Source organism: Bacteroidota bacterium (assembly GCA_021300195.1).
Classification (GTDB): Bacteria; Bacteroidota; Bacteroidia; order J057; family JAJTIE01; genus JAJTIE01.
Genome location: JAJTIE010000030.1, coordinates 31,050 through 55,907 on the forward strand (window position 1 = coordinate 31,050; position 24,858 = coordinate 55,907).

Here is a 24,858-nt window from a genome sequence, read left to right on the forward strand (position 1 = left end):
CCGGCTTATCGGATCAGGGTGACCGCCCCCTCATAGAGGATCGGTGCCCTGTTCTCGCGGTTAATTTTTGCCTTGTAGGTATACGTACCCGGATCGAACGGGCGGCCCGAGCTGTCGTTTCCATCCCAGCCAGTACGCCTGTCGGTCTCGAATATCATATTCCCCCAGCGGTCAAAAATACGAATGTACTCCACAGTAGGCTGGCCCGTGAGGGGTAGCGGACGGAATAAATCATTCATATCATCCTTGTTTGGCGAAAAGGCCGTGGGGAAAACATATTCTTCCTCGCGTATTTCTACATAGTCTTGCCGGATCAGGATGTCTTCGCAGCTCTGCAAGGGTGCGCCCAGGCCCCTGGGTACTAGCTCGGTAATGATCTGGAAGATGGTAAACTTACCTGTCCGGCCGTAGGTAATGAGCGGGTTCAGTTCATTAGAAATAAACTCCCCCCCCCGCTGTAGCGTATCGCCCACATACCACAGCACACTCAGCGAGTCGGAGTCGAAACCAGCCTGTACGTTGGTTACGTTGGTCCTGAAGGCACTTACAATCTGTATATCGGGCGCATAGATGGGCGAAATAGGCAGGCGAGCCTGCCCCCGGGGAATGATGGGCGGGATGCCCTCTTCCTCCTCCTGCACCTTGGGGTAGGCATAGAAGCCTGCTGTGGGGGTAGGGGCGGCCCAGATAGAGTCTTCCACCAGAATCTCGCAGCCGGTAGCCGGATCGGTGCAGGCCACTACGTAGTTGAAGCGGCCCAGGGTAGTAATGGGGAAAGGTACGGTGTCTCGCGCCGCTGTGCTATTGCTCAGCAGCGGATTCAGGCTTGTGCCGGTCTGTACTTCCTCCAGGGTGTTTCTGTACCAGGTACGCGTTTGGCAGCTAGCCATGGTGGTAGGGTCGGTGGTCAGGAAGTAGTCCTCAAAGGTGCCGCATACGTCCCGGTTCACCAGGTCAAATCTGGGATTCGTAAAGGGTGCCACATTGATGGTGATGCTAGCCGTATTTCGGCATCCATTTGAAGTGGTGGCACGCACCAGGTAGTTGGTATTGGCCAGCGGGCGCACGATAGGGTTCAGCGGGTCGGACACATCAAAGGGGGTGGGGCTCCACACCACATCCGTGAGCGGCCCGGCCGGACTCTGGCTCAGCGTGAGCTGTAGCACCTCGCCCGGGCAAATACTGGTAGTGGTAGCAGATATGGCAATGGGATTCGGAGGGATAACATTGACCACGATATTGTCCACTATTACGCACCCACTAGGGTCAGAGATTGTCACCTCAAACTGCTGGCTAGCGTTGGGATAGACAATGATCTTGCTCTCGCTGCTGGTGGTAGATTCTATCTGAAAGCGTGTGGGATCTGAAGTAGTCCAGGAGAAGCCCGAGCCTGGCAGGCCCACAGCCGTTATGCGCAGGCTGTCTTCCTGGCAGATGGTAACCGAGGGCGAAGCGGGTGTGCTGATGCCCGCCACGGCAACACCTGATACGACAATCGACTGTGTGAAGTCTACAGAGTCTGAAATACAGTTTCCGTTCCCCACACGCCAGGTCAGATGTATGGTGCCAGTAGCGGCATCGGCATTCGTACTGTGGTATGAGGCACCGGCTGTGGTGGGGCTGGGCAAAAACTGGCCGGTACCATTGGTGGTAAACCAACGTCCGCCCGTGGCACCCGCACCCAGGAAGGCTGGCAGTGTGCTGGTAGAGGAATTGGCACAGATAGTGATGGGGGTGAAGAGCGAGAATCCCCCCTCAGGCAGCTTAAACTTGGGTAAGGCCTGGGTGTAATCCACAGGGTCGCAGCTGCCATTGCTCACGCGCCAGGTTAGCACTACGTTGGTAAGGTCGTCAGACGGTACCGATTGGTAGCGTGCAAGGGGGTCTGTGGGATCTGGAAGGAAGGTTATTGGATCCACAAATGTTCCGCCCCCGTTTGTGCTCCACAGCCCGGTAGCACCCAGGGTGGTAATGCTGGCACCCAGCGAGATGGTGGGATCACCCGGGCAGATCGTGGGGATGGGCGTAGTAAATGTTCCCTCCGGCAAAGCATCCACGATGATATTTTTGGTGTAGGATACATCGGGGCACTCGCCATTGCTCAGCGTCCAGCGGAGGGCAACGTTGGTGCCGCCATCGCCCTGTACCGGTATAAACCGGGCATTGGGATTGGAGGTGGGGCTGGTAAAGCCGCCCGAGCAGCCAACGCAGCTCCACTGGCCGGTGCCAACCTGCTGTGCAATCGGCGTATTTCCGCTACCGGCTAGCATAGCACTTAGCTCGCCCACGCATACGGGGGCTATAGCCGGCCCCGCATCTCCATTGGGTGGGACATCCACCTGAAGGAGCTGAGAATAGGGTATAGTCGCGCAAGCCGCATCACTCTGTACATTCCAGATAACAGTTACTTGCTGGCCTGCATCTGCCAGAGTGGACTGGAATTGTGCATTCTGGGTATTTACATTAGGCAAGAAACTGGCAGCGGAGCCGGCACTACAGTTCGTACAGCTCCAGTAGCCCGTACCATCGGTAACGAAGGGCACCAGGAGGGACGTGGAATATCCGGCACAGACGCTAAACAGGTTGGTAGAGAAGCCACCGGCAGGCGTGTTGCTGATATTCAGCTGGCGGGTAATGGAGAACTCTGAACAGGCACCATTTTCTACCGTCCAGCTTATGTTTACCGGCACCAGGCCGGTGCTATTGGCGGGGAGTACGGGCGTAAAGGTTGTGTTGCCAGCTGTGGCTGAACCCGTGGCGTTGAAAACAGACTGCGCGAAGGTGCCATAACCCGCAGGGTCTACACTCCAGGTGCCGATGGAACCGCTGGGCCCCACGGTGGCCACCAGGTTCAGTACATCCGTTTCGCAGATGGTAGTCTGGGCCAGTGCATCAAAGGTGCCATTCAGCGCGGTATTCAGCACAGATACGAAGCGGGTGTTTACATCGGCTGGGCAGATCCCGTTGCTCACCGTCCAGCGCAGCTCAATGGTTTTGCCTCCGTCCAAAGCATCCGAGCGGTAGCGCGCTTGAGGGTCATTGGGTGCCGCGCCACCAGCCGAATCTACAAAGCTGCCAGCCACCGGCACATTGGTAATGGCCTCTACAGCCGTCCAGGTTCCGGTCCCCAAGGATGCGGTCGCGTTCAGAGGCGGCGTCTCCGATCCAGCACAGATGGGATCCTGTGGGGTATTAAAGACGCCCACCGGGGGCTGCACCATATTCAGGGTGATGGTCAGAGTTTCGGGGGTGCAGGGGGCTGACTCGGTTATCCAGTACAGCTGCACGGTGGTACCGGCATCTACTGGGCCCGGCACATAGCGCACCTGATTGGGGGTAGCGGTAGCTACAAAGCCCCCCCCGCCCACTGCGGGCGAACTGGAGGCCCAGCGGCCACTAAAGCCCGTCACCACAGTGCCCGTCAGTATGGGGGTAGTGGCACCAGCCTCAAAGCAGATGTCGGCTAGGGTGGTGGGCGTAACGGTGCCCGAAGGAATGGGTGCAACAACAAGCTCCTGGCTAAACGCCGCCAAACCGCACGGACCAGGGCCGGGGGAGGCCTCCACCGTCCATACCAGCTGCACGGTGCCCGAGCTACCCACAGGCGGCGTGTAGGTGGCATTGGGGGTGTTTACTGAGGGCGAGAAAGTACCCCCGAAAGCAGCAGGACTTACACTCCAGGTACCCTGAAAGCCCGGGCCCGCCATAGCACCCAGACCTGCCGTAGCTGTATTGACGCATATGGCCTGAGGTGCCGTGCTAAAACTTCCGTCTATCACGTCTGCGGAAACAAAAAACTCATCGGTAGCGGTGGTACAACCGCAGCTAGGCTGACATACCTCATACTCCACTTGCACAAATTTTCCGGCATCTGCTGCCACCGACACATACCGGGCATCCGGGCCCGTGCCACCATTGGGGCCAACGAAAACACCCTGGCCTGTATAGTTGCCTGCCGTATTGAGTATGGTACGCCAGGTTCGGGTTACCGGGGGCACGTTGCCCGTATTGGTAAGGTTGGTACCGGTAACATTAAAGGGGTCGGTGGTACCATTCACACAAATATTGGGCACTGCTGCTATGCCGGTAATAGCAGGGTCATCGCCTATCTGTACCACTCGGTCTACCGTCTGGGGTGTGCAGGGTGGATTGGCGGTGGTAAAGCGGATCACAACCTCTTGTGCGTCATTGCCCGCACCATCCACCGGGGGGGTGTATAGGCCAGTGCTGGTAATGCTGCCGCCCCCCGATACAAGAGAAAAACTACCCGTACCGTCTACAGCCACGCCCGAGAACTGCACTGCCGCACTGCCCGCACAGATGGGGTTGGGCTGATCAAAGGTGCCAAAGGGGTCTTCGTTTACGGTAATAGGGCGGGTAATGACCAGGTTATTGCAGCCCGCAGTAGCAACCGTGTAGGTAATGGTAATGGGTAGTCCCCCATCCGAGTTTACCGACTGATAAAAGGTGCCTGCACCTGTGGCAACAATGCTGCCATTGCCGTTCTCCAAATACGCTTCGGTTCCGCCGCTGGTTGTCGTTCCATTAAGGGGACCAATCAGGGCTCCGGCACAGTATGGGCCGGGCGACAGGGTGAAGCTGCCATTCACCACCTGTGGCAGTATGGTTACATCCTGCTCATAGGGTACGGAGCTACAGCTACCGTTGGTAACCGTCCAGCGCAGTGTGCGGGTTGTACCCGCGTGCGTGGGAAGCGAGAGGTAGACAGCATTGGGGTCCAAGGCCGGATTGGCAGCATATATTGGATTCGTTGTTACAAAGGTGCCGGCTGCACCCGGACTCACATCGGTCCATACCCCGGTGCCGTGTATAGCCGTGACACCCAAGCTGCCGGTGCTGCCCCCCCCACAGATGGGGGCAGGTGCGGTGGCAAACGTACCCTCGGAGGTGTGGTCGATGGTGATCTGCCGCTCCAGCAGCAGGGCATCACAGCTGCCGGAGGTAACCAGGTAGTAGAGGGTTACGGTCTGCTGAGAGCCTGCTATAACCCCCACATCGGTGGTAAAAGTCGCATTGGGGTCTGCCTCGGCGCTAAAGTCGCCATAGGGGCTGTCCAGCCAGAAACCATTGCCTGCCGTCAGGGTGCCACCCAGTGCAGGCGTGGTGCTACCTTCGCAGAGGGTTATCGCCGTATTTGCCATGGTAGCTACTGGCACGGGGGCCCGCGCGACAAACACCACATCGCCAATGGCGGTGCTACAGACCTCTTGGATGAGCACCCGGAAATACGCATCGGCCGTAATGGCACCCGTTGTGTAGGTAGAGGTACCGGCTGCAGTGTTGTTTACCACTGTTCCATTGTTTGGGTAGGCACCACCGCCTGTGGCGGCCGTCCAGCCCGAGGTTCCGTCGGCCGAGGTCTGCCAGGTGATGGTGGTGCCCGTACTCAGGGTGCCGGTATACAGCAGGCTGGCCGTGGTGCCCTGGCAGTAGTCACCGCTGCCTACAGTGAGGCCGCGCTCAGGTGCCGGGCCTACGGTTAGCGCGAAAGAGGCATTGGATACATCCGTGCAGGTGCCGTTCAGGTCTCCGGCCACGGCGCGGTAGTAGTAGGTGCCCAGCGCCGTGAGCGGTAAAGTTATCAGGGTGGCAGACTGTGCTCCCTCGTCAATGAACTGCCAATTAGCATCGCCGGCGATGGTGGGGGGATTGGTGGTCAGGTTGACTGTACCGACGAAATTAGTCGTGGTCGTGCTCTGCATCCAGTACAGCTTTTCGCCCACAAAGTCGTCTATCACCACCGTGGCTGTGTTTCCGATACACACATTAGCTGTGGAGGAAGCCGGTACATAGTTCCCCACTACGGCATCGCATAGGTTCAGGTTTACAAACACGGTATCCGTGTTCACACATCCATCAAGACTCGTAGCCCTTACCACAATGGTGTCTCGGAAGTTTGCACTGCTGACCGGCGGTAGGCCAAAATCGATCTGAAAGCCTGCGGCAGCCGGGTCTGCATCGTTCAGGGCCTCGGGTGCAGCGTTGCCCTTGCGCCGCTGCCAGTCCAGTCCCGCACCATCGGGGTTAGTTGCCGTATACGTACGGCGCGTTGTGCCAGCATTGGGTATCACCACGGTTACCGGGCCTGCCAGGTCTATCCTGGGCAGCGGGTTTACAGTAACCGACACAGCTGGGGTGGTAGTGGAGCTACAGCCGTTTCCGGCATCCGTGTTCGTAACGCGCACGCTGTAGTCTCCTGTTTGGGTAGCGCGGTAGGTATCATTGGTGGCACCGGCTATTGTGCCCCCATTCAGCAGCCACTGGTAAGCAGGAGCTGCGCCGCCACCGGCATTCAGGGTGGCTGTTAGCTCAACCCACTGGCCAGCGCACACTGCAGCCGGATTCAGGGGAGCCACAGACACCGAGGGCTGAGGCCGCACCGTAATGTCAAAGAGATCCACACACAGGCCCGGTGTAATTGCCTGTACCTGGTCCGTCAGATCAGCGATCGTGATATTCTGGCCCGGGTAATACAGTACAGCCGGCTGGTCAACTACGTCGAACGTTGCGGGTGTGTTGAAGTAGCCACCCGAGTTATTTGCGGCAAAGCTCCAGTCGGTGCCTGCCACGCCCGTGCTAAGTAGATAGGGCCCAGACTCTGGGCAGATGCCACCCACAGTGGCATTGTTGAAATCCTGAATGGGCTGAAAAGCCAGCACCGTGATCAATAGGGTATCGGAACAGCCATTGGCGGTGGCTATCAGCGTATCTACCCGATCTGCGGGAGTAGGGCCAAAATTCACGGTAACATCGGTTACACCATTTTGTGTACCCGTACCCGTTCCGGCAAACACCGAGGCTGTGCCGATGGCCGGGCTTATAATCCTCCAGTTGCTGGCCGCTGCAACCGTAAAGTCTTCGCTGGTAGCACCACAGGCCTGATCTACGCCTACAATATCCACCACAGGCCGAGCCTCGAAGTAGAAGGTGGTAGAGCCGCCACAGGCAGCGGGATCCTGGAGGGTAATGGTCTTAACACCGGATGCAACCGTAGCATCAAACTCCACGGTGAGTGTAGAAGCATTGTTAGTCGTCGTAATGGCCGTTACATTGTCGGCTGGCAGCGTCCAGTTTACGGGCCGATTAGCCACCAGGGTAATGCGCGTGCCGTCGCAGGCTATGTAGGGAGCTGCCACCGTAGTGGCGCCATAGGGGGCATTCAGGCTAAGGGGCGGATTGGGCAGCACATCTACCTCCAGCACATCGGTACAGCTGCCCAGGGTAAACCGCACCTGAACGGTCTGGCTGCTAGTAATGGCGGCGGCGTTCAGGTTCAGGGTTACCTGATTCGAAGCCAGAAGCGTACCGGCCAGCTGCCCCACTGTGGAGCCTGACAGGATAGTCCAGTCTCCGGCGGCATTGCCATTGAGCACAATACCAGTAGTGCCCGCACAGTAGAAAGGATCCAGAGCTGCCGCCGGGGTGATGCGAGCACCCGCAAAAATGGAGACGGGGTCTACAAAGTTGGCATTGGGCTTTATGTTTGCCAGACCAATGGGGGAGATGACCAGCGGGAAAGCCGTGATGGAGGTAATGTTTCCAGTAGTGGTTTCCCATTCCAGGTTTATGTTGTCGGTGCAGGCGGTGGCTTTTACGGTGGCGAAGATGCGGGCAATGCGCTGCTTGGTACCGTCTACCACGGGTGCTGCATTGGTAATACCGGGCTCGGGGGACACAGTCAGGTTCAGGATGTTCCGCGCCGGGTTGGTACCCAGAAGAACATCCTGGTAGTGTCCGGCGGCGGCGGCAGAGAATACACCTTGGGTTTCGATACCGAAGTTGACGCCACTCAGGTCGAGCACATTGGGGTCTATACGCAATACGAAGTTGGAGGGGCCCAGGTAAAAATTGGCCCCAGACGTGCGCTCAATAGATACGTCGATCCACACCCGGTTCCCTACCTGCCGGCTTAGCTCCGCCGTAAGATTATAATTATCCTGTGCATAGGCCCGGCTACCAAGTACGGAAACACTCAGCCCAAGAGCAAGGAAAAGAAACGACAGGTACCTCATGCTTTTAGTCAGTTTTTGTGTAGCTTTTAATCAAAGATGCTCACTTGATAGAAAAGACCAGATAGCTCATGCGTAAAGATGCACTTTTTCTCATTCCGATCTACCTGCTGCGTGCAGCAGCCCAGCACTTGTACCTAGGCATTAGCACCCTGCCACTGCCCTATGGCACCCGTGTTATTTGTAGGGAGAAGTTATTTGTCCGGGTCCGGTTCAAGTCCGTAGCATTTACGTTTCCATCCAGATTCGCATCCTCCTGGATGTACACGTTTGCGGGGATACTGTTGTTTTGCACATAGCAGTTAAAGTAGTCGGCTGCATTTACGGCACCTACATCCTGGAAACTGGGCAAGTCTACATTATTGCCTGCAAACATGGCCGCTACCACATAGCTGGGCCCATTTGCTACCAGGTGCCCATTGGTTTCTCCGGACACGGTGAAGATGCTGATTGGATTCGTCAGATCCAGCAGCGGGGGGCTCGCTGCCGTAGAGACAGCATAGGGCTGGGCAGACATGATAGCCAGGTGATTGCGGTGGCTTACCACCACGTAGTAGTTCCCTGCCGCTGCCAGGCCGCAAAAGTCGACCCCGGCTCTGCTCGCCGTGGCAAAGTCTACCACCGTACCATCGGCCCGCAGCCACGCATAGGCTTCGTCAGCCACCACTGGCGCGGCCGTGGCATCGCTGCGGAGCGATACCTTGATCAGATCTACCACATCATTGATGGGCAGGTTGCTTATAGCCATATTCGACCCGGGTGGGTTCATAAATCCGGTAGGATCTACGGCAGCTGTACCCAGGCCAAAGATGTCCTCCAGCAGGTCCTCCACACCATCCCCATCATTTCCATTGTTTAGCCTTGCCCGCATCTCGGGCACCGCACCCGACACATTGAGGGGGCCTTCCAGCATCACCTTCAGGGCCAGCCGGTATGCAGGAGTGGCCGTTATGGGAACCGTATTGCCCATGGGAGCAGTGCAGGTGGCATTCTGGGCCACGATGCGGAAGGTAAGGGAGCCTGTAGTGGGGGGCAGGAAACCGAAGGTGAGCGCTCCGCCGGTACCGGCGGTAGTGGTTCCGGCTATGGGGTTAGCGCCGTACCATACTGTATAGTCATAGCCCGCCTGCGAAGATGCCAGCTGCAGCACCACCGGCTCGCCCGTGCAGTAGGGGCCAGCGATCTGCTCGGTTACGGCGTAGGGCTCGGGACCGATGAACGTGATCTTGATGGTATCGCGTATCACGCAGCCATTAACGGTGACAGAAAATTCGAGGCTATCGGCCCTAGGGGTGGGTGTAAGGATGGTGGCCGTATAGGTGGGTGTAAGACTGGTGGCGCTGTTTACCGAGGCACCGGGCGAAATAGGAGTCCAGGTGGGATTGATATAGCCCGCCGGGGGGGTGGGCGCAGTAAGTTGTACGCTGGGCTCGCATAGGTCTGGTATATTGGCCATGGGCGTCTGGAAGAAGTAGAAGGTGCCTACCACACTGTCTTTCAGCTGAGCGCCCGAGCAGAGCACGGTATTGTTGGATGTCCAGAAAAACTTGTAGACACCCGGCACGGATACCCTTACGCGTGCGGTAGGGCTGGTGTTATCGTTAAACTGCGCCGAACCGGGGTTGGATGCATGGGCGGACCAGGTGCCACCGCCCACTGTAGTGGCATCCTCGGCGGCCAGGGTCCGGGTGCGGGTATTGCAGGCGGTGAAGTTGGGCCCGGCATCCAGGTTTACCACCGTGGCGGTAAAGGAGCGCTCATACACGCAGTTGTTCCCTGTGGTAGTAACCCGCCAGGTCAGCACATTCTGGTTCGTCGCGGTTGTCCCCAGGTTTCGGGCTACCGCATTGTGCACATTGGCCGATGGGGTGAAGGTAACCACGGTGGGGTTATCGCTTATCCACTGGCCTGTGGCCCCCGGGCCTGCGGGGGCGGCAGCCAGCTGCAGGGTATCGGTATTGCACACCGTTATGTCCGAGCCAGCATTGCGCACCAGCTCCAGGCTCAGCGGGGTGGTCAGGTTGGTGCGGGCTACTACATAGGTGTAGTTCACGGCCGTGGGCCCGGGCGGGTGGTTAAAGTTGCGCGAGCGGGTGATGGGGAAATCGCAGTCTCCATCATTCAGATCCTGCCAGGTGCAGATGATGCCCTGTTGATTGCCAGCAGTTACGAAAAAGGTGGGTAACAGGTCATCCATGCACTGGCCTGCCCCTATGCGCAGGGCCAGGGCCACCAGCTGCCGCTTCACGGTGCCGTCCGGGGTACCGGTAGCATCAAAGGGGAAGGGGCTGTTCAGCACGGTCCCGGGTGCACTGCGCGTAATGGAAATATTGATACGGGGGTGCGCGGCGTTTCCACCATACTGTGCACCAATAGGTGCATAGTCTCCGCTGCTAAACTGAGTAGGCGAGCTGGGATGGATGCCAATCGTACTGCCAATGGCCGGCGAACCCAAGTCAATCCTATCATCTGCCGATAGACTAAAAGGGATGTCGGCGGCACCCAGTTGTAGCGCATTAGTGGGGTGCCGGTTCTCCAGATACACCCGCATGATAACCGTATCGCCATTGCCACGCTCCAGGGTGTAGCTCAGTTCATAGTCCACATCGTAGGGTAGCACCTGGGCACGTACCGAGAGCCCCAGTAGGAGAGCAAGACTGCAAAAAATAAGCCGCTTCACAATTTTGATGCTTGGGGTACGGATTAAGCGGGACTATCGGGTCAGCTCGATGATCTTGCGGGTATAGGTTATGCCATCCAAGCGGACAGACAGGGTGTAGGTGCCGATGCCCTGCACCTCCGAGCCAAAGGGAAAGCTGTGAGCACCGGGCTCTAGGGGTCCATCTTGCAGGGCTGCCACGCGCTGGCCCACCATATTCAGCACCTCTATCACCACATAGGTAGTGCGCTCCAGCTGGCAGTGTATGGCTGTCCGGCCAGCGTAGGGGTTGGGATATACATTCAGGCTAAAGCCGCGCTGTGGGTCTACCACACTGGTTACCTGGTAGTCAACAGGCTCGGAGGTGGCCGCTCCGCACTCGTTTTCCACACGCACGGTATACAGGCCGGGGCCGGGTGTCTCCAGGGTTTTTTGGATAGCCCCGGGTATGGGTGCCCCATCGCGGTACCACTGCAGGCTGTCGGTCATATCGGCTACCAGGGTATTTCCATTTATTAAAATAACCGGCTGCGAAACGGCAGGCTGCATCTCCAGCAGAATGGCTGCCGATGGGGCCGAGCGGCACACACCGTCCAGGTATCGGGCTGTGTAGGCACCAGAGGCTGTGGCCACCAGCTCGCTACCCGTTTCGCTCAGCTCCACATTGTCTCGGTACCACGCATGCGTGCCCACCAGGCTGGAGAGGATCAGCACCTGGTCTCCCTCGCACACCACCGTATTGGCCGACGTACTTAGTACCGGGCTGGGTATCACCCGCTCGGCCAGGGTAATGGCTGCGGAGGGGGCCGACAGGCAGCTACCCTGCTTCATGGCGGCGGTGTAGCTACCGGGCTGGGTAGCCTGGTAGGTAGGGCCATTGGCACCGGGTATGGAGACGCCCGACCGGTACCACACATGCTCGCCGGGCTGATCTGAGCTGAGTGATACGGCTTCGCCCAGGCAGATCTCGGTACTGGCCTGGCCTAGCAGTGGCTGCTGCACACTGGCGGGCAGGATGGTAACCGTGGCGGGCACAACCCCACAAGTGGAGTGGGCCATGGCGCGGTATTCGCCGGCCTGGCTGGTGGTAACGCTAGCACCACCGGTCTGGATAAGGTTGTTGTTGAGATACCAGTCGTGGTCGCCCACATAATTGGATGTGATGGTAATCGATCCGCCCGCGCACAGGTAGTTGCCCCCCTGGCCGGCAATAAGCGGGGAGATAATGGGTGTTACATTCACCGCCACGGCAGCCGAAAGGCTGCTGAGGCAGCTGGGGCCTTCCCTGCGCGCGGTGTAAGAACCCGTTTCGGTAACCGTGAGGCTAGGTTGCGCCTGGCCAGTTAGCAGGTTGCCATCCCGGTACCACACATGTGCACCGCTGAGGTTGGACTGTAGCACCACCTGGTCGCCCGCGCAGATGGACGTGGCGGTAGCCGCCGTAACCACTGGGGCCGTGGCATCGAAGTTGGCCAGTGTAAACACCTCCGACACCTCGGAGGCGCAGCTGTGAAACTTGGATATGGCCGTGTAGTTGCCGGCCTGGCTGGCCACCAGGGTGCTGGTGTTCTGGCCAGTAATTAGGCTTCCATCCCGGTACCACTCGGTTACACCCGCATAGCCTGTGGAGAGGGTAACCTCGCCACCCGGGCAGAGCACCCCGGAGCCGGAAACAATCTGGGGACGGGCGGGTGTGGAGCACAGCGGAAAATTGGGGGCAGGATCTACGAAGTTTGCATGGTCCTGTATCTCGCTCAGGTCCCAGGCCGTAATTGCTATGGGGCCAGTCCGCCAAGTCAAGGTGTTGAAGCCAGCAGGATCCACAATGGGAACCACCAGGCGGCCCACCCGGGTGCGGGTGTCGGGGATGGCGTAGCCCTCGGTAGCGGTACCCGATTTGCTATTGATATTGAGCACCAGGTAGTTGCTTCCGCGCCCGGTGCTTAGATCGAAATAGTGTACCGGCCGTGTTTGCACATCCCACGGGCCATCCTGGCTATGGTCTATGTACGAGCCCCCCAGGTTCAGCGCAGTGGGGGTCATGAAGAAAGAAAAGTTGCTGGAGGCAAGGGCATAGCTGGGCCCATCTGTGCGCTGCAAGTACACATCCACCAGCAGATTACTGCCCGAAACCTGCTGCTCTACCTCTACGTCGAAATGGTAGGGCTGGGCAGTTCCCACTGCAAACAGTAGGATACACGACAGAAAAAGAGCGGCAAGGTGCTTAATGCGTAGTAGTGTGGCCATGCGGTTAGCTTTAGTTCGGGATGTTGGTTACTTTCAGTTGAAAAGCATTTCTTTCTACCTGATTTCTATCCGTTGCGTTAACAAGCGCATCCATCGACAGATCCAGCCTACGGTATCTTGCATCGGCGGGCAGTGCGTTGTTCTCGATGATGACTACGAATCGGTCTGCCGAGTTGACCGCCCCCACATCCCCAAATGCGAGGTTGTCTACCGCATTTCCGGCCAAGAGGGCGGCTTTGTTATCTGCAGTAAACAGGCGCACGTATTCGGCATCCACGGTGCCAGGAAGGGTAAAATCTACGAGGTTGCCAGGCTCATACGTGCCTGCAGAGATAGCCCCCAGGTGGTTTCGGTGGCGCACCGCCACCCGGTACTCCGTGTCGGGTGTTGGCACGAAACCACAAAAGGCTACGTCACCAGCCAGGCCATTTACAAAGGGCCGGGTAGACCCATCGGGCATCAGCCAGGCCAGAGATTCCGAGATCATAGCAGTACCTCCGGCATCCCAGATCTCTATCCTTACTACATCCACGGCATTTGCGGGCACATCCACGCTGCGGTACATCTTGGGGTAGTTGCCGCCCTGATCGCTGGCAACTGCCGGGAACCGCCTACTGTAGACCGAATCCAGTAGGGAGTAGACCAGATTGGCCACCATTTTTCTGTCGTAGTAATCTTTACGCATGGTGCCACCAGCCTGGTACGCGCCCTCTAGCAGGAGTTTTACCTGCATCCGCGCAGCGGGCCGAATGGTAATATCCAGCCGGTCCGTGGTGTCGGCCCCACAGGCATTAGCTATGGTGGCTAGCGCCACGGCGTTCACAGCGGGGCTGAGGGTGCCAACGGTGTACAGCACGCGCGAGGTTTGGCCCGAGATGGCTGTGTAAGTAGTACCGCCGTCTGTAGACTGCAACCACTGAAGACCCACAGCTGGGTCTACACCGCTCACGTTGGCCCGTATGCTGTCCAGCTCGCACACATCGGCTGGGGTTATCAGGCTGGGTAGCCCGGCATAGTAGGCACAGCGGCCCAGGGCAAAGTAGCCTAGGGTGCCATCTGCAACCGGGTCGCTCTTTACCGCGTAGATGACTGGCACACCCGTACCAATATCCACTCCGGCGTTGCCGATATCGCTCCAGGTGCCGTTAATAAGTGCTGCCGATCGGGCTACCCGCAGGTTTACGAGGTCTGCCTCATTAACCCCATACAGATTAGAAAAGCTGGGCATGATGCTGCCCATGGTGGTCAGGCTGCCGCGCAGCATTTTTCCGTACCAGACGTTTTCCTCGGGTTCTATTCTGCTGATTCCGTTGCCCCGGCTGCCGGATGGAACCGGTGTAGGCAGGGCCGCAAAAACCATGATGGGTGTGGGCCCTGCCGCGTAGCCTATGCCCTGCAGGGTCACCCGGTTGTGGTCATCACCATTTCCGATCCAAAAGGTCTTGCTGGCCGAGGCTGAGCCGGCAATGCCCAGCTGGCCGTCTACATAGCCGGTGGTGCCAAAGTCTTGCACGGCATTTTCGTGCAGAATCAGCAGGTTGCCGGGCAGGGTGGCGCGCACCCGCCTTCCACCTATACTCAGGGTGCCGGCAATGTACAGGGTATCGCCCACCTTCAGGTTCTGGCCATTGGTATACAGGGCCCCCAGGGTGTCTCGCTTGCCCGCCTTGTACAGGTGCTCGCTACTGCCTGTGTAGCGGATAACCGCATCGGCGGGCGCATTGTGGCGCTGGTCGCCATTGTTTTCAAAGCTATTCCGCAGCCGCAGCTCGCCTGCGTGCAAAAAGGTGGCACCAGCATTTACCACCACATCACCGGACACGCTCAGCTGGGTACCATTGGTGAGGGCAAAGATCCCCCCCGCTACACGCAAGTCTGTCTGTGCAGAGAGGCAGAAAGGCAGCCCAAGCAGAAGAAGAAGAAAGGTATGGGGGAGGAAGCGCATCATGCCTGTCCAAAATTTTGAAGATTGTAACAACTGGTATAAACTATATACGGGCGCACAAAAGACAACATGCCCCAGAGCCCGGAAACACCGCGCCGAAACAGACAGCAAGCAGGAATGGGCATCATAAATACTTTGAATTACACTATTTTGTTACGTCAGACATACAAATATAAAGAAAAGGGGCATTGGGCCCCTCTTCTATTTCCACACCCAGGCTGTCCTATTTCGCCTTTAGCAGCAGCTTTTGCCCCACCTTCAGCTCGTTGGAGGTAAGCCTGTTTAGCGCCTTCAGCTCAGATACGTCCATGCCATACTTCCGCGCGATGATGAAGAGCGACTCGCCCTCCTGCACGCGGTGGAAGCGGGGCCTGCGCTCGTACTGCCGAACGGGGTCTAGCCGGTCTTTCGATTCCAGTTCTTCCTCTGTGTCTAGCAGGGTGCCATCCAGGTTATCCTTCACATCGGCATTGGGCTCCAGGCTCAGGTCTTCCTGTAGGAAGAAGAAGTCTTTCTCGGTTTGTGTCAGGTCTCGCTTCTTCAGGTTCTTGCGTACATAGTCTAGCAGTTCCTGGCGGTCTGGCAGCACCTTGTACACCTGTATGGAGAATCTGGGGTCGCGCGGGAAGCGCGAGACGGACATGGCAATCTTGCTGCCATCGGGGCTAAACACGGCGTAGTAGCCATTAGCATCATGGCCGTCGTAGGTGGCCAGGTGCACGTAGCTGCGGGCATCCCACAGGCGGGCGGTATGGTCGTCGCTGCTGGTAAGGATATGCTTGCCGGTGCTGCTGAACTCGGCATGGTACACCGGCCCGCCATGTGCCCCCACCCCTTTCAGCTCACCCAGCATCTTGCCGTTGGCCGTACTCCACACTTTCGAGCTGAAGTCGGTGCTGCTGGTTACCACCTTCTTATTGTCGGCACTGAAGGCGGCGTGCAGCACAGCGGCCTCGTGCCCCTTCAGCCTACTGCGGATGTTGCCATTCACGCCGTCCCAGATGATGGCGGTTTTATCTTCGGACGTAGTTACCACCATACTGCCGTCGGGGCTGAAGGTGGCAAAGGTAACGGGGCTGCCGTGGCCCCTCATATCGGCCAGCAGGGTTCCACCCTCGGCTTCCCACAGCTTCACCATCCCATCTGCCCCGGTGGTTACCAGGCGGGTACCCTGGGGGTTGAAGGCTACATGCAGCACAGCCTCTGTGTGGCCCTGTAGCACGGCTATGCGTCCGCCATTCTCGCCGAAGAGGAGAGCCGTTTTATCCTTGCTGGCAGTAGCTACCCGGCGGCCATCCGCCGATAGGGCTGCGGAGGTAAGCAGATCCGCATGTCCGCGGAATACGGCCACTTCTCTGCCCGCCTCCAGTGCCCACAGGCGGGCGGTGAAGTCCTCGGCCAGGGTAACCACCTGGCGGCCGTCGCGGCTAAACACGGCATTGTCTACAATATGGGTGTGCTTATAGTAGGTGGTTTTCAGCTTGTTGGTACTCAGGTCCCACAGGCGGGCGGTTTTATCCATGCTTGTGGTAATCAGGTACTTGCCGTCGGGGCTAAACTGGTTGTACACCACCTTATTCGTGTGGCCCAGCAGCATGTTTTCGGGCCGATCGCGGTTGTTCATCATCCGGTCGGCCGCGTTGTACAGGGCTCCCTCTGCCTCTGCCACATAGGGTCTGCTGTCCTTGCCGCCTATGGTTTCGGGCATGGCGCGCAGGGCTATCAGCAGCCCCAGTTCATACTGGCCCTGCTGCACCTGTTCTTCGGTCAGGTTAGCCAGGAAGCGGCTCTGGTTTTCCTGAGCGCTGTTTCGCTGTACACGGGCCTCCTCCAGGGCCTCCTCGGCCTTTCGGCGTTGCAGCTCGGCTATCTCGGTTTGCTCCTGGGCTACGCGTGCGCTCTCTTCGGCTTCCTTCTTGCGCAGTAGGGCTATGCGTGCGTTTTCTTCTGCCAGGGCTTTCTGCTTCTCCGCGTAGCGCTTGCGTTCTTCTGCCGTTATGCGTTCGCGGCGCGCTACCTTTTCTTGCATTTTGGCTTGCAGCAGGTTTATCTCGGCTATCAGCGTTTGTCGGTCGGCCTTGGCGCGCTGTAGCTCGGCCAGGGTTTTCTGGCGTTCGGCCTCTTTCCGCTGGTTGTCGACCTCTGTTTTTTGGGCAATAGCCAGTTGTTCTTTCTCCTTGGCTATCTCGGCCTGCTGTAGGGCAAAGATGGTCATGGCTATGGCTGCCAGCAGCAGGGCCAGGATGACGACCAGGGCAAAGATGGCGGCCCTGCGCTGCCGTTCCAGCTTTTCCTGGCTTAGCAGCAGGAACTCGTCCAGATCCTCCAGATAGAGCTCGGCCTGCTCGGTCACATCCATCTCCGGCAGGATCTCCTCCGGTGCTATGTAGCGGCGTATCCAGGCCGTGGTGGGCCGGGTATCCTCATACCAGGTGCTGAAGTAGCTGTAGGTGCCTCGGTTCAGCAGGTACTTGGGCCGGCAGTCGTGGTCTAGCCAGCGGTTTAGCTGCACCTTTACATCGGCATAGGTAGCCACGCGCTTATGCTCGCGCTCTGCCCATTCTATCAGTTTGTCCCAGTTTCGTATCAGGGCCTCGTGGGTAATGTCTAGCACCACGCTGGGGGCCAGGTCATAGGGCTCGGGCTTTTCGGGGTCTATGTAGGGCTGGATAAAGGTATTGCCCGGCTCGCGGAAGATGTTGAGCACCCGGCCCACCTTCAGGTAGTCTACCTCATCGTTGCCAATCAGGTCTGCAATCTCCTCCAGGGTCATGCGGTTCCGCACGGCCCGGTTTTCGTCTATCTTGGTCAGGCCGGTAAAGGCATAGCGGATGACCTCCTGTGCTTCCTCTTTGGTAATCTTGTCGTCGTGGCGTGCATTGTAGTACTCGTGCGCCACGGCATACAGCAGGTTGGCATGCCGGTTCAGGATGTTGCGCAGGGCAGGCTTGGCATACAGCTCGCGTGTTTCTTCGTTCAGCTTGCTAAACCAACGCTGATAGTCTTCTACCTCGGCCCTGGGCAGCTTCAGCTCTGCCAGGCCGCCCACCTTGGCATAGTGTATCAGGTCCAGCTCTTCCTTGCCCGCGTCTGCCTGCGTCCATATCTGGTGCAGGGCGTGCTGTAGCACCGGCAGCTGGTCCAGGCCGTCGCCCAGGTCATTCAGTATACGCTGGCTCAGGCGCACGCTCAGCCTATTGCCATTCAGGTATGCGGGCGCATCTATTACCTCCTGTATCTCTTCGCGCTTTAGCCTGGGCACAAAGTAGGTGGCATTGCCAATCAACTCGGCAAAGCCGCGAAATGCCACGCACTGGCCGATGAAGTCGGACCGCATGGTGAAGACCACATAGACAGGCAGCCCCTCCTGGCGGGCTATGCGGATAGTCTCCAGCAGTACGTTTACTGTAATCTGGGCTGTGGGGCTAGCCACACCATCGCGGTAGTTCTCGGTATTGGTAAAGAATTCCTCAAACTGGTCTACCAGTATCAGCAGGTTGGCCGCCTGGCGGCGCATCATTTTTCGGGTCTCCTCATCGCCCTCCAGATACTCATTGCTGGTAACGTCGCAGTACAGGTCGCTTTTTTTGTACAGGTCCACTAGGGCCGAGAAGCCGTAGCTCAGGGCACTCTCCACCTCGTCGGGGTTGCGCAGGCGCAGTTCTTTGCCGATGGCGATGCTGAGGTTTCGCAGGGGCTGCCGCTCGGGCCGGAAGTCGGCCACCGCCCACTTGCTAAAGCTGGTAGACAGGAAGCCCCCCTTGAGGCTGGGAACCAGGCCGGCAAAAATGAGCGAGGATTTCCCGTCGCCAGAGGAGCCGGTTACCATCACAAACTTCTCCTCGCCCAGCATGCGCAGGATGGTGTCTACGTGCCTTTCGCGCCCTTTGAAGAAGATGGATTCATCTTCGTTGAACGGGCGCAGGCCGGTGTAGGGGCAAAAACTGGTTTCGGTAATGCGGCCGGTTTCGGCCACCCGGGCGTGCACGGTGGTAATGGCCGACAGCAGGTTGCGCTTCTTAACCACCTCCAGCAATATCTGCGGTGCACGAAAGCGCAAGAAGCGGTTTCGGCGCGGCTCATCTTCGCCAATCAGAAGGAAGGGATTGTTTGACGAGGCACCGCCTACCACCTTCCACATCTGTTTCACAAAGCTGATGGCCCAGTCTGAAGACTCTTTGAAGTAGATGACTGTAAGGCGTGAACGGATGATCCGGCCCTGGGCTTCTTCCTTGTAATCCACCTCCGACTCTGGCACCACCGTTAGCGTAGTAACCCGCAGGCTCTCGCTCAGCTTCTCTATCGTCTCGTAGCAGTCTGCCGCATCCTGTATGTTGCTGATGAAGGCGAGGTCGTACTCTTTTTTGATGACCTCCTTCTGGCCGATGCGCTCCAGAAAGCCCTTGAGGTCCTGAATGAAATCGGAGGCAGAATTGACATTGGAGAACATCATGTCCTCCGTCAGGTGGTTCTGGATAAAGTTGACCAGCTCCTGCTGCTCGCCTAGCAGCAGCAGCCCCTCCAGGGGCAGCTGCCAGAAAAACACCTTGAAGCTGCCGCCCGTCATGCGAGACTGGCCGATGGCTACCTCGTACTGGTATCGGGTGTGGCTTACGCTAGAGTCTGCATGCAGGGTACGGCCATACTCGCCGCCTAGCATGATGACGGCAAAGTCGGCCCGGCGCACATAGGCCTCCGTCTTGTCGCGCAGCTCCTGGTCGGTCTCATAGCGCTCATCCAGGGCCAGCACCTCATAGCCCGCTTTTTGCAACATAATGCCAAAGTCGGCCCGGCGCGCCCCTATGTCCTCGGTGGTCCAGGCCAGGAAGACCACGGGCTTTTTGGCCTGGCCCCGGGCCTCTGCCCCCTGTGCCTGGCTGGCACCAGCCTGGTCGTTTACGAGAATAGATTCCGGATCATTCATAATCTTGGTGCAGAAGCTATGGACAGAACACGAAACGGCACAACTTCAGGCCTAAAGATACCAATTTTCTGGTAAAAGAATAGCAAGGCAGGTGTCAGCTACTTGCCCACATGTGCCCCCCTAAATATCGGCCCTGGCTGTCAAGAACGCGCTTGTTTAACATAACCGGCATGTATTGGTAGAAGAAGCGCGCTACAACCCGGCTACCTGGCCTACAGCGGCCCGGGTGTGTGGTACGGTACCCTAGCGGGCGCGTGCTTTCCGGATGGCCTCTTGCACTGCCTCAGGCAGTGCCTCGCTACCCTCCGGGTTGCCAGGCGTGCCCTGATCCTCGAGGAAGATGATGGCCTGCTTGCACACCTGCGCATGGGCCCCGTCCGGATACTCGGCCAGGTAGGCCTTGTAGAGCTTGAGTGCGAGCTCGGGGTTTTTCATCTCCACCTGGGCAATGCCGGCCATGCGGATAATTGCCTCCGGGCGGTCTTTGGCTTTTGGATATTTCTCGGCCAGGCTGTTGTAGAGGGTGAAGGCCCTGGAGTAGTCTCCCAGCCCACTGTGGTAGAGGGCAGCGGCTTCCATTAGCTGCTGGGGGGCCTGCGCGGTGCCTGGCCGCTGTGCCACCAGGGCCTCCAGGGCACGTGCCAGCTGCATCATGGCCAGCGAATCGGGCTGGGCCTTGCCCGCAGCTTGCCGTTCGCGGTTTTCTGCCAGCCGCTCACGCAGCTGCTCTACCCGGGCTTCTGGCCCGGTTTTATCCGAGCAGGCCAGCAGGCCCATGCCTAGTATACAGGCCAGTAGGACAATAGGCTTCATGTGTTGGTGATTCTAGGGAGCTAAAATAGCAAACTGACCCTCTACTTCGCCACCGTTGGCATCTTCTACGCGATAGAGATACACACCTGGCTGCACCGTTCGTCCGCTGGCATCGCGCAGGTCCCACTGCAGGCCGCCGTCGCCGTCGGTCTCTTGCAGGCGGCGGATGGGCTGCCCCAGTGCCGAATAAACCGTAACGGTGCAGCGTGCGGGCAGCTGGGCAAAGCGGCAACCCTGCACAAAATCATTGGGCCGCACAGGGTTTGGATACACATACACGCCAGCCAGGCTTTGTGCTGGCTCGTAAAAGGTAGCTGCATCGCCCTGCTGGGGCACCAGCTGCTGGCCCTGGCTGCCCTGTAGCCCGGAGAAGCGTAGCGTAACCGGGTAGCCGGCCGTGCCCAGCACCACCTGGTCTACGCGCAGCCACAGCTGGTCTGCGGCCTCCTGCCGCACTTCTACCACCGATCCGGTGGGCGATAGCAGGTACTGCGCACCCGCCAGGCTGCCCGGGGCCAGGGGGGCACTCCAGCGGATGCGGGCCGTCTTTTCGTCCAGGCGCTGGGCCGTGCGTATGTATAGCAGCTGGCTGGTATCGGGCAGGTAGATAAAGCTGAGCTGGCGAGCAGCGGGGTCCAGGCGTGCGCCCGCTGCATCAAACAGCAGGGTATCTACCTCGACTGTATGGGTGCCGCTGGCAAGGGGCCTATCCAGCTGCAGCACCACGCGGGTGCCGCTGGCCGCAATGGCCTGGCCGGGCGTAGTGCCATCGATGCGGTAATAGCCCAGGTCTGTACGGCGGGCCGCCATCTGCTGCGAGAAGGTAAGGGCTAGGGTAGTGGCATCCAGGGCCTCGGCGGCTAGCAGGCGGGGCCGGGGGTGGGTGCGCACCTCGGCCAGGTTGCTCACAGCCAGCAGGTTGCCCGCCGCGTCATAGGCCTCCAGCACATACACCCAGCTGCGCAGGCTGGGCCCGCTGGCATCCAGCGCGGCCACCTCCGTACCGGCCAGGGTGAGCAGGAGGGGTAGGCTCTCTGGCAGCTCGGCCTGCGCCACCTGCCCGCGGTATAGGCGGTAGCTAGCCACCCCGGGCAGGGCATTCCAGCCTAGCCGTACCTGGCTGGGGCCCAGCACCTCGGCCTGCAGGGCCAGCCCGCTGCTGCTGGGGGTGTAGCTGGCATCCTGCTCGTAAAACCGCAGGCTGTCGCCAAAGGCGATGCTGAACTCGGGTATGCCATTGCCATTGTAGTCGCCCGCGCCATGGGCCGTACTCAGGCTGCCCTCCAAGTACCAGCGCCAGTAGTAGCGGCTGCCGTCATGGTCCAGCAGGTAGGTGCGGGGGAAGATGCTGAGCAGGAGCTCGGCAGCCGGGTCCTGGTCCAGGTTGGCCGCATAGCTGGTGTTCCAGCTGGTGCTGGCCAGGTTGTACAGATGGTCTTGCCACACCAGCTGGTAGCGGTTGTTTTCTGTAGCCTTGAATATGCGTACCCACCAGTAGAGCGGCAGGTTTTCAAAGTCCTGCTCATCGCGCAGGGTGCTGGTGTGCGCAGCCACAAATAGCTCGGGCTTTCCATCGCCGTCAAAGTCGCCCAGCTCTATAAAAGGGGCCGTGTTGGTAAGGCGGGTGGTATCCAGGTAGCGCAGGGCATACTGGCCGCCGCCGCTGTGCTCGTAGATATGGAAATCGCCCTCAGCATCGCCAAACACGATTTCGGGTTGGCCATCTCCATCCAGGTCGGCCACGGGCGCACTGGGGGCAGCGCTCAGGAAGAAGTCGCCACTGGCATCGGGCAGGGTGGCTGCCAGCACCCAGTCTGTTCCCTGCCGCTCCCATACCTCATAGTCTCGCTGCGTTTTTTGGATCAGCTCGGGGTTACCATCGGCATCGGTATCGGCCAGGCCAGCCGGGAAGCGGCCCTGCTGCCGGAAGTACTGTAGCCGGGTGGGATAGGCAGCTGGCGTGGGCGGGGTGTAGAGGAAAACGGAGTCGGTGAGATTTCCCAACAGCTCGGGGCTGCCGTCACCGTCTGTATCGGCCACGCCCTTGGGGATAAAGCGGGTTCGGTCGGCCAGGCTGTCTTGCAGCACCAGGCTACCCCCATCCCATTCGTAGAAGAGGAAACGCCCTACGGTCAGGTTCTCATCCAGCCGGCTCATGGCCCACTCTAGTCGGCCATCCTGGTCAAAGTCTGTGGGGGCCTCCAGCGGTACACCGGCAGGCAGGCGCTGGGCCAGGGGGCGAAAGCCTACACGGTTCAGATACTGGGGGGTATAGTCCAGGGTATCCAGCACGGTGCGCACGCTGTCTCCGGCTGCGTTGGTGGCGCGCAGGTACCAGGCATAGCTGCCTGGGGCCAGCTCTAGCAGCAGCTCGCTGTTTCGCAGCAGGCGGTCGCTCTCGGTATACTGCCAGGCACCGGCTGGCAGGGCACGGTAGTACAGCCGCACGCGGGCGGGGTCGCTGGCACGCCAGGCCCAGTACTGCTTGCGGCTGGCGTTCTCCCATATGGGTGCCACCACCCGCAGCTCCAGGGTGGGGGGGCTTCGGTCTACCACCACCCGCACGCGGTCCTCCACGGCCTGTCCGTTGGCCAGCTGCACGCGCACCCGCAGGGTGTAGTCTCCGTCGGCCAAGCTGGCTATATCCCACACGGCCAGGGTATCGGCCCACTGCTGCGCGCTGCCCTGGGCCAGGGGGGTCCAGTTTGCCCCACCCTGTATACCTGGCTGCCAGCTCAGCGTCCAGCCCGAAAACTGGGGGTGCAGCAGGGTGGCCACAATGGGTAGCTGGTTGGCCTTTGTGCCTGCATCATTGGCCGGATTCAGAATTTGCACCTGGCTACCATTGGGTAGCTGTAGGGCACGCTCCAGGTTTAAGCGCCCGGCGCCGGTAAAGTGGTCCCAGCCGGGGTCTAGCAGGTCGTCGGCGGTGGAAACCAGCACGCCCCGCACCTGCTGCGGGCTCAGGCCCGGCTGGCGGGCCAGCAGCATGGCAGCAGCCGCGCTAACCATAGGTGCCGAGGTGCTGGTGCCGCTGAAGAAATCGAATCGAAGTTCGCCCGTTTCGGGGTCCGACAGGTCGGGCGCGAGGATGCCGCTACCCGGCGCGCACAGGTCTACCGACGTGCCAAAGCTGCTGAGGGGCCACAGAAACTCGCTGCGGCTGCGCGCATCGTAGGCGCTGGCACTCACACTGATAACCTCGGGGAAGCCGGAGGGGTAGTGCAGGTTATCGCCGGTTCCGTTTCCGGCGCTGGCCACCATCACCACGCCGCGTGCAGATGCATAGCGGATGGCGGCGTGCATCATCTGGCTGGGGTAGATGTCGCCAAAGCTGAAGTTGAGCACCTGTGCCCCCTGGTCGGCAGCGTACAGGATGGCCCGGGCTATGTCATCGTCCTCCCCCACCCCCTCGGCGCTGAAGGCCCTGAGCACCATGATCCGAGCATCGGGCGCTACACCATAGCCGCCAATGCCATTGTCTGCCCGGGCGGCCAGTATGCCGCTCACCAGGGTACCGTGCTGGTTGTCATCCACCGGGTCTCCGTCCTCCCGGCGGCCATCGCCGGCACTGTACAGCTCGGTCTGGTCTACAAAGTCGAACCCAATCACGTCGTCTATCCGTCCGTTGCCATCCTCGTCCAGGTCGTTCAGGTCGGTAGCATCCAGGCGGCCATTGTGGTTCAGGTCTTCGGCCGGGTTTACCCACAGCTGCCTCTCAAACTCGGGATGGTCATACTCCAGGCCGGTATCCACCACCCCCACCACAATGCCGCCGCCACGGTTCTGGCCCCAGGCCTGGCGGGTGCGGATCAGCGGGTGGTAGTACTGCTCGGCAGCACGGGGATCTGCGGTGTGGAGTACGCGGCTGCGGTTGGGCTCCACCTGGGCAAAGCGCGCATCGGCCTGCAGGCCAGCCAGCCTATCTGCCGGGCTGGCAAAACTGAGGGTGAACCAGAAACCGGCCTCATCCCGCAGGTTGCGGCCCAGGGGCTGCACACGTGCGGTACCCAGCGGCCCCAGCGGCAGGCTATCGGCACCGCGTAGGGCGGCCTGCCAACGGGCAGCCTCTTGCCACCCCGCCAGGCGTACATTGTAGCTGCGCTGGGCCCAGGCAGCCGGAAAGGCCAGGCTGAGCAGGCAAAAGCTGAGGAGTATTCGTTTCATGCCGGTTCTATCCCTTGGCTAAAACGCAAATACGTAGAGTTTTTCATACAAACCTATGGGTTTTTGTCGAACT

7 protein-coding genes are annotated in these 24,858 nt (G+C 59.4%); all 7 read right to left on the reverse strand.

All coding sequences use genetic code 11. The features are described from left to right. Positions 1-5: 5 nt before the first annotated feature. Positions 6-8,033, reverse strand: a complete 8,028-nt coding sequence (locus LW884_07575; protein MCE3008186.1) for a gliding motility-associated C-terminal domain-containing protein — start codon at positions 8,031-8,033, stop codon at positions 6-8. 160 nt (positions 8,034-8,193) lie between these two features. Beyond that, the gene (locus tag LW884_07580) at positions 8,194-10,710 is read right to left on the reverse strand and encodes a hypothetical protein (GenBank protein ID MCE3008187.1); all 2,517 of its coding nucleotides are present in this window, start codon (positions 10,708-10,710) and stop codon (positions 8,194-8,196) included. A gap of 33 nt (positions 10,711-10,743) precedes the next feature. Beyond that, entirely contained in the window at positions 10,744-12,936 is a 2,193-nt protein-coding gene (locus tag LW884_07585) for a T9SS type A sorting domain-containing protein (protein ID MCE3008188.1), read from the reverse strand. A gap of 10 nt (positions 12,937-12,946) precedes the next feature. After that, positions 12,947-14,884, reverse strand: coding sequence for a hypothetical protein (locus LW884_07590; GenBank protein ID MCE3008189.1), 1,938 nt, complete (start codon positions 14,882-14,884; stop codon positions 12,947-12,949). Between the two features lie 220 nt (positions 14,885-15,104). After that, entirely contained in the window at positions 15,105-19,805 is a 4,701-nt protein-coding gene (locus LW884_07595) for a LysM peptidoglycan-binding domain-containing protein (GenBank protein MCE3008190.1), read from the reverse strand. 243 nt (positions 19,806-20,048) lie between these two features. Next, positions 20,049-20,618 carry a tetratricopeptide repeat protein gene (locus tag LW884_07600; GenBank protein MCE3008191.1) on the reverse strand — a complete coding sequence of 190 codons (570 nt, stop codon included), beginning with the start codon at positions 20,616-20,618 and terminating at the stop codon, positions 20,049-20,051. A 12-nt stretch (positions 20,619-20,630) separates the two neighbouring features. Beyond that, positions 20,631-24,785, reverse strand: coding sequence for a S8 family serine peptidase (locus LW884_07605; GenBank protein MCE3008192.1), 4,155 nt, complete (start codon positions 24,783-24,785; stop codon positions 20,631-20,633). Positions 24,786-24,858: the final 73 nt, after the last annotated feature.

Bases quoted from the DNA above. Each gene is read 5' to 3' on its own strand.
- LW884_07590 (MCE3008189.1), bottom strand. From the start codon at position 14,884: ATGATGCGCTTCCTCCCCCATACCTTTCTTCTTCTTCTGCTTGGGCTG.
- LW884_07575 (MCE3008186.1), bottom strand. From the start codon at position 8,033: ATGAGGTACCTGTCGTTTCTTTTCCTTGCTCTTGGGCTGAGTGTTTCC.
- LW884_07585 (MCE3008188.1), bottom strand. From the start codon at position 12,936: ATGGCCACACTACTACGCATTAAGCACCTTGCCGCTCTTTTTCTGTCG.
- LW884_07595 (MCE3008190.1), bottom strand. From the start codon at position 19,805: ATGAATGATCCGGAATCTATTCTCGTAAACGACCAGGCTGGTGCCAGC.
- LW884_07600 (MCE3008191.1), bottom strand. From the start codon at position 20,618: ATGAAGCCTATTGTCCTACTGGCCTGTATACTAGGCATGGGCCTGCTG.
- LW884_07605 (MCE3008192.1), bottom strand. From the start codon at position 24,785: ATGAAACGAATACTCCTCAGCTTTTGCCTGCTCAGCCTGGCCTTTCCG.